We start from the raw sequence: 5,813 nt of genomic DNA on the forward strand, positions 1-5,813 counted from the left end.
CTGTAAAGTAGTCGAGGGCACCGGCGGCGGCGCGACAGCCTGTCCGCCGGCGGTCCGGCGACCTGCATGATTTTGTCGTCGGCGATGCCTGACTTTTTCGCGTCCTGGACCGCGGTGTAGCCTGTATCACTGACGAAGGTGAGTCCCTTGTCACGCACATCCTCATAAGAATGCAGCCCTTCCGGGTTGCCCTTAGGCACCAGCAGTGCGCCTCTCTCCGTAGCGATCGGTTCGCTGAACAGCACGTTGCGGCAGCGCTCCGGCTTGATCCACATGCCGGCCGTGATGAAGTCGAAGCGGCTAGCCTGCAGGCCGGGGACAAGTGAGCCCCATTCGGTTACGACCGGCTCGATTCTATTCTCGTGTTTTTGCGCGACGCACGCAAATGCCAGACAATCCGATCCCCAAATTAATTCCCAGCACCGCAGGTTATTTGGTGTCCGCTTTTTCAACGAGACGCTCCATGAGCGTGCTGTAGGCGACAAAACCGGTGTGAGACCAGAAGGTCTTGCGGCCAGGATTGGTCTCCAGCACGTCGAGGAAAATCCTTGATTTGTTGTGGAAACGAGACCGAATAAGCAGCTCAAGGGTCCTGCAGCCAATCTCCGAACGTCGGTGTTGGCAGCTGACGTAGAATTGCCTCAAAAAGACGCGTTGCCCACTCGGCTCCGCATTGTCTGGCTCCAAACGATGAGTGGCGAGGCCCACAATCTCGCCGTTCTGGCTGAAGAGGTCGACCATCCAAATTTCGCGATTCACCAACTGAATAAACCGCTCCTTGAGTTCTGAAACCGTCATCGGGGTTTCGATGCTTCTCGGCCTCGATCAACTCGCGGTTCAACATTGCCAACTTGTCGAAATCTTCGGCGGCAGCTCTGCGAATCTCAATTGTCTCTGAAGCACTGTGATCCTCTCCTGACCCATGCGACCCACGCAGCGGGCTAGGCAATGCGCTCCTACATGTCCGTGGTGGGTAAAGCCCGTCCGCAGCCAAAAATCCTATGATTAGAGTTGTTCTCGATGACCTCCGATACGGATTCTCTCGCCGGGCTTATTTCGATTTGGTCGAGGTCATTGAATCCTGCATCGCCCGACAGCCGCGCCGTCGGTAGGGATCAGCAAGCGTTCAATTTCCAGATGGTGGCTGCGAGAGGCGGATACCAACGTTTCTCGTCTGAACGTAGCCGTCCAGCGCTTCCTGACCCTTCTCCCTGCCGTAGCCGGACTGGTTTATCCCACCGAACGGTGTTTCCACCCCGCCCACATACCACCCATTCACGTACACTTGACCGGCCCAAAGGCGGTCGGCGGTCCAGAGGGCCCGGTCAATATCCCGCGTGAACACGCCCGCTGCCAGACCGTGAACGGTGTCGTTCGCGAGATTGACGGCCATTCCCGGATTATCGAACGTGGTAACGGCAAGAACAGGACCGAATACTTCTTGCTGGAAGAGATTGCTGTCTCGCGCGACATCGGCAAACACCGTGGCCGCCATAAAGTAACCGCTCCGCTCCGAAAGCGCAGTCCCGCCGGTTACGAGTCGCGCGCCCTGCGAGAGGGCCGTCTGGCAGGCCCGCTCAACTCCTTGTCGTTGGTTTCGGGAGATCAACGGGGTGATGTCGCAGTTTTCGCGTCCTGGACCGACCGACAGTCCTTCGACGCAGACCCTCACTCTTTCCACCAGTTTGTCTGCAATAGAACGTTCCACAATAAGACGTGTAAGGTTGTTGCAATTCTGGCCTGCATTCAGAAAGGTCCCGACGCGTACCGCTTCCACAACGCAGTCGAGGTCGGCATCGGAATACACAACTGCAGCCGACTTTCCGCCCAGTTCCATTATGCAGGGCACGATCCGATCCGCTGCCGTCTTGAGCACCGTCCGCCCAGTAGTAATCGAGCCCGTGAAGACGATGTGGCGAACGTCGGGATGTTCGATCAGCGCCTGGCCTGCCGTTTGGCCGTATCCAGTGAGCACGTTGACCGCTCCGGCAGGCAGCCCCGCTGTCTCACAGGCACGCGCAAGTTCAACTCCGGAAAGGGGAGCTAGTTCCGGCGACTTCACCACGACTGAGTTGCCGGTTGCGATGGCGCAGGCCAGCGAGCGGGCCGTCAGTTCAAGTGGACCATTCCACGGAACGATCTGGGCGGACACGCCGAAGGGACTTCTGACTGTGTAGTTGACCAGGTTGGCCCCGCGCGGGATCGAGCGCCCTTCAAGTTTGTCGGCCAAGCCACCATAGTATCGCAGGTATCTGATGGCGGTCTGAACCTCGCCATCGGCAAGTTCCAATGCCTTCCCCGTCTCCGCGCAGTTAATGGCTGCGATCTCGTCGAAACGCGCTTCAAGGGCGTCGGCAACGCGAAACAACATGCGACCGCGATCATACGGATGCATGTCTATCAGCACGCGGTCGCGAAAAACGCGGTGAGCAGCAGTAACGGCAAGCTCGATGTCTTGGGGTCCTGCTTCAGCTACGACAGCAATCGTTTCGGCGCTCGCCGGGTCATCGACCTCGATGCGTGTGCCGGACACAGAATCCCGCCACTCGCCATCGATATAATTTTTGACTACGTCGTTGCTGGCCATCCAGTCCTCTTTCTTATCGCTCGATTTTCTTCGAATTGGCGCAGCGACAGTGGTCGGCGCCGCAGGAAGAACGGCAACCGTGGTATCGGTCCGGCAGTGAAAGCCCTAGTCTGCCGTTCAGCCGCTCCGAGTTCGCCCACTGCCACATGCCACGGAACGGCCTTCCCGTTCCGTGACTGCGAGCGGCCCGATTTTGGACCTGCTAGTGGCCCGGTGCTTTGTCGGCTAGCGAGCCGCGCCTCCACCGTCGAGGGTAGTCGCTACTGCGCCAATGCTGTCGCGAATGATGGACAGACCACGCCGAAGGTCAGCCTCGGCGATGGTGAGGGCAGTCATGAACTTAAGCACCTCACCGTATGAGCCGGCGATCTCGATCACCAAGCCCCGACGAAAAGCCTCCTGGGAGACCAGACCTGGCAAGGAGTGGTGCTTCGGTGAAACGAGTCCGTACATCAGACCGCGGCCTCGCACGCTCAGGCCGAGGGTGGGGAATTCCTCGGTAATCGCGTTGAGTTCTTGGACCAAGATCGCAGACTTGCGAGCGATCTCATCCTCGAACTTGGAGTCGGACCAGTAAGCTTCGAGGGCCGCACGAGCAGTGACGAAAGCATAGTTGTTGCCTCTGAAGGTCCCGGTGTGTGCGCCCGGGGCCCAGACATCAAGTTCAGGCTTGATGAGAATAAGGGCCATTGGGGTTCCGATCGCCGACAAAGATTTGGACAGGGTAACGATGTCCGGCACAATTGCAGCCGCTTCGAAACTGAAGAAACTGCCCGCGCGACCGACCCCGGCCTGGATGTCATCGAGGATCATCAAGATTCCGTGCCGCGACGTTAGCTCGCGCAGCCGTTGCAGCCAAGTAACGCTCGCAGCATTGATGCCGCCTTCACCTTGGATCCCTTCCAGGATCACCGCGGCAGGTTTGTCGAGGCCACTGTTGGGGTCATTGAGAAGCTTTTCGAAGTAATCGATTGTGTCAACTGACGCCCCCAGGTAGCCTTCGTATGGCAACGATGTCACATGGGCGAGGGGAAACCCGGCAGCGGCCCGGTGCTCCTTGTTTCCCATCGCTGCCAATGCTCCAGCGCTTTCCCCATGGAACGAGTTGGTAAACGAGACGATGTTCGATCTCCCGGTCACCTGGCGAGCCAGTTTTAGACTCGCTTCGACCGCGTTCGTACCTGTGGGGCCGGGAAACTGTAATTTGTATGTCAGACCACGAGGCTTGAGAATGTATCGCTCGAAAGCTTCGATGAAGGCTTTCTTGGCCGTCGTGGCAAGGTCCAGCCCATGCACAATTCCGTCGCGCTCGATATAATCCAGCAGCGCCTTCTTGATGACGGGGTTGTTGTGCCCATAATTCAAAACGCCTGCACCGGCGAAAAAGTCGAGATATTCCCGACCGTCTGCAGCGATGAGAGTGGTCCCGACTCCGCGATCGAATAGGGCGGGGAAGGCGCGGACGTAGCTGCGCACCTCAGACTCCAGGCGATTGAAAACCGCGAGACCTGCATCCATTTCAGGTGCGAATTGCTTGCTCATAGGCGAACTCCTCAATCTGAAGCCTGCAAAGCCAGGCCTCTTCTGCTTTATGAAGTGGCGTGTAGGTGCCGTTGTGAGACAATAGCGCGCTACATTGGGCGCCTTGCGCAAATTCTGAGCGGCGGGATGCAGTAATTATGCGAAATTGCCGGCAGGTTGCATAAGGCCGGCGGTTTGTGTGGCTGCGGTGACGATTTTTCCCAACCACCTCAAGACGGCTGCATTTGATGCAGCAACCGGGGCAGGCGAACCTAGCGCTCGATTCCCTATACACAGATGAGACTCTTGGCAGCGTGAGCCAACGAATGGAAGCCGAAGCGCGGAAATAGAGGTCCCCCCTATCATCATCGTCCAGTCGGCTTAGCGTTTAAGTTCCGAGACGTTTCCTCGGCCGAACTGGGCGCAAGGCCTCGGCTTTTGACCGTCGGCTGCCATTGTCAGTTGGGCGATGGTGGACAGCACTCTTCGGCCAATGGCTATAACTGACGTCGAGGACGATAGCCGACTTTGGTCCCATGCCTGGCCTGATCGTTTGGGCTTCCGTCTGCGCGGGGTTGAGGCTACAGTCGAGTGCATATCGCAGTTTTTCTGCGCAAATTGCAGCTATTCCGGAGAATGACCATGGAATTGGATCGGATAGATCTGAAAATCTTAAGCGCTGTTCAGCGCAACAATCGCCAAACAACGGAAGAATTGGGCCAACTGGCCGGTATATCGCCCACGGCCTGTCAGCGGCGATTGAAGCAGTTGCGACAAATTGGCGTAATTGAGGCTGATGTTGCAATCGTGTCGCCTGAGGCGGTGGGCAGGTCCCTGATGATGCTGGTCTTGGTCGACATTGAGCGCTATCGTTCCGACGTCATCGATCGCTTCAAGCAGTCTCTACAGAAGGCGCCTGAAGTAATGAGCGCGTATGCGGTCACCGGTAACGCCGATTTCGTTCTCCTTCTCTCCGTGCGTGACTTGGCAGAGTACGACGCATTCTCGAGGCGTTTCTTCTTTGATAGCCCGGCTGTTAGAAATTACAGCACGATGATTGTGATGGATCGCACGAAGGTAACCTTGGCGGTGCCAATCGATGTATAGAACGCGCAATCTTACGCGCATTCAACAACTGGTTGATCCGATTCACCGATGACTGGCGCAAGGGTCAGCCGCCTTGCCCGCCGGCCATGATTGGGACGGGAGTTTTCGTACCGCTAAAGCGGCGATGGAGCGCAAGGCGAAGCATCATTCTGCTCCTTACAACGGCCTCGTCAGCGCGATGCTGCAAAAGCACTTCTGGACCTACCGGGCTGCATTCTGATGTATCTCGCGATAGGTTTGTCCCCTTCAGTCGCGATGCGCTTTGTCCACTTAAGTCACGACGCTCCGGCATCGCCTTCAGCCCTGATGGACTGCTGGCAAGGTCATGTTTAAACGTTCCGCCCCGTTGGGAGGCCGCCATAATGCGAATCTCTTAAGAATGCGCTGATTTCCTGCGTCCTGCAAGATAATTGCGCGTTTTTGCTTGCTCGCCGTCTGCTAGATTTTTGCCCGACTCAGACATTTGCGAGTTTGCGTGGTTTTCGATTATATCGTCGTGGGTGGTGGCTCCTCTGGATGCGTGATGGCGAGCAGGCTCTCCGCCTATGGCGCTCGCGTGCTGCTCATTGAAGCTGGCCCTGATACGCCGCCGAATGCC

Annotated in this window: 6 protein-coding genes; 2 read left to right on the forward strand and 4 right to left on the reverse strand. The window is 57.4% G+C overall.

Annotated features, from left to right (window positions below; all coding sequences use genetic code 11):
• From EN925_RS20290 to ectB, 4 genes are all read right to left on the reverse strand, one after another.
• Window positions 1-452: transporter substrate-binding domain-containing protein (locus tag EN925_RS20290; protein ID WP_245487251.1), on the reverse strand; the 452-nt coding region annotated here is incomplete at its 3' end.
• Window positions 430-798, reverse strand: a complete 369-nt coding sequence (locus EN925_RS20295) for a GNAT family N-acetyltransferase (protein ID WP_063169352.1) — start codon at window positions 796-798, stop codon at window positions 430-432. The genes EN925_RS20290 and EN925_RS20295, both read right to left, overlap by 23 nt.
• Before the next feature lie 328 nt (window positions 799-1,126).
• On the reverse strand, window positions 1,127-2,587 hold the full coding sequence (locus tag EN925_RS20300) for an aldehyde dehydrogenase family protein (RefSeq protein WP_063169351.1): 1,461 nt from the start codon (window positions 2,585-2,587) through the stop codon (window positions 1,127-1,129).
• Window positions 2,588-2,812: 225 nt separating this feature from the next.
• Window positions 2,813-4,129, reverse strand: coding sequence for a diaminobutyrate--2-oxoglutarate transaminase (gene ectB / locus EN925_RS20305; RefSeq protein WP_063169350.1), 1,317 nt, complete (start codon window positions 4,127-4,129; stop codon window positions 2,813-2,815).
• Window positions 4,130-4,750: 621 nt separating this feature from the next.
• Between ectB and EN925_RS20310 the strand changes: the two genes are divergently transcribed.
• Both EN925_RS20310 and EN925_RS20315 read left to right on the forward strand, forming a co-directional pair.
• Complete coding sequence (locus EN925_RS20310) at window positions 4,751-5,215, forward strand: Lrp/AsnC family transcriptional regulator (RefSeq protein ID WP_063169349.1); 465 nt, start codon at window positions 4,751-4,753, stop codon at window positions 5,213-5,215.
• A gap of 475 nt (window positions 5,216-5,690) precedes the next feature.
• A partial coding sequence (locus EN925_RS20315; RefSeq protein ID WP_127274279.1) for an FAD-dependent oxidoreductase occupies window positions 5,691-5,813 on the forward strand: 123 nt, incomplete at its 3' end.

This window comes from Mesorhizobium sp. M7A.F.Ca.US.006.04.2.1 (assembly GCF_004022915.1).
In the GTDB taxonomy this organism is placed as follows: domain Bacteria; phylum Pseudomonadota; class Alphaproteobacteria; order Rhizobiales; family Rhizobiaceae; genus Mesorhizobium; species Mesorhizobium ciceri.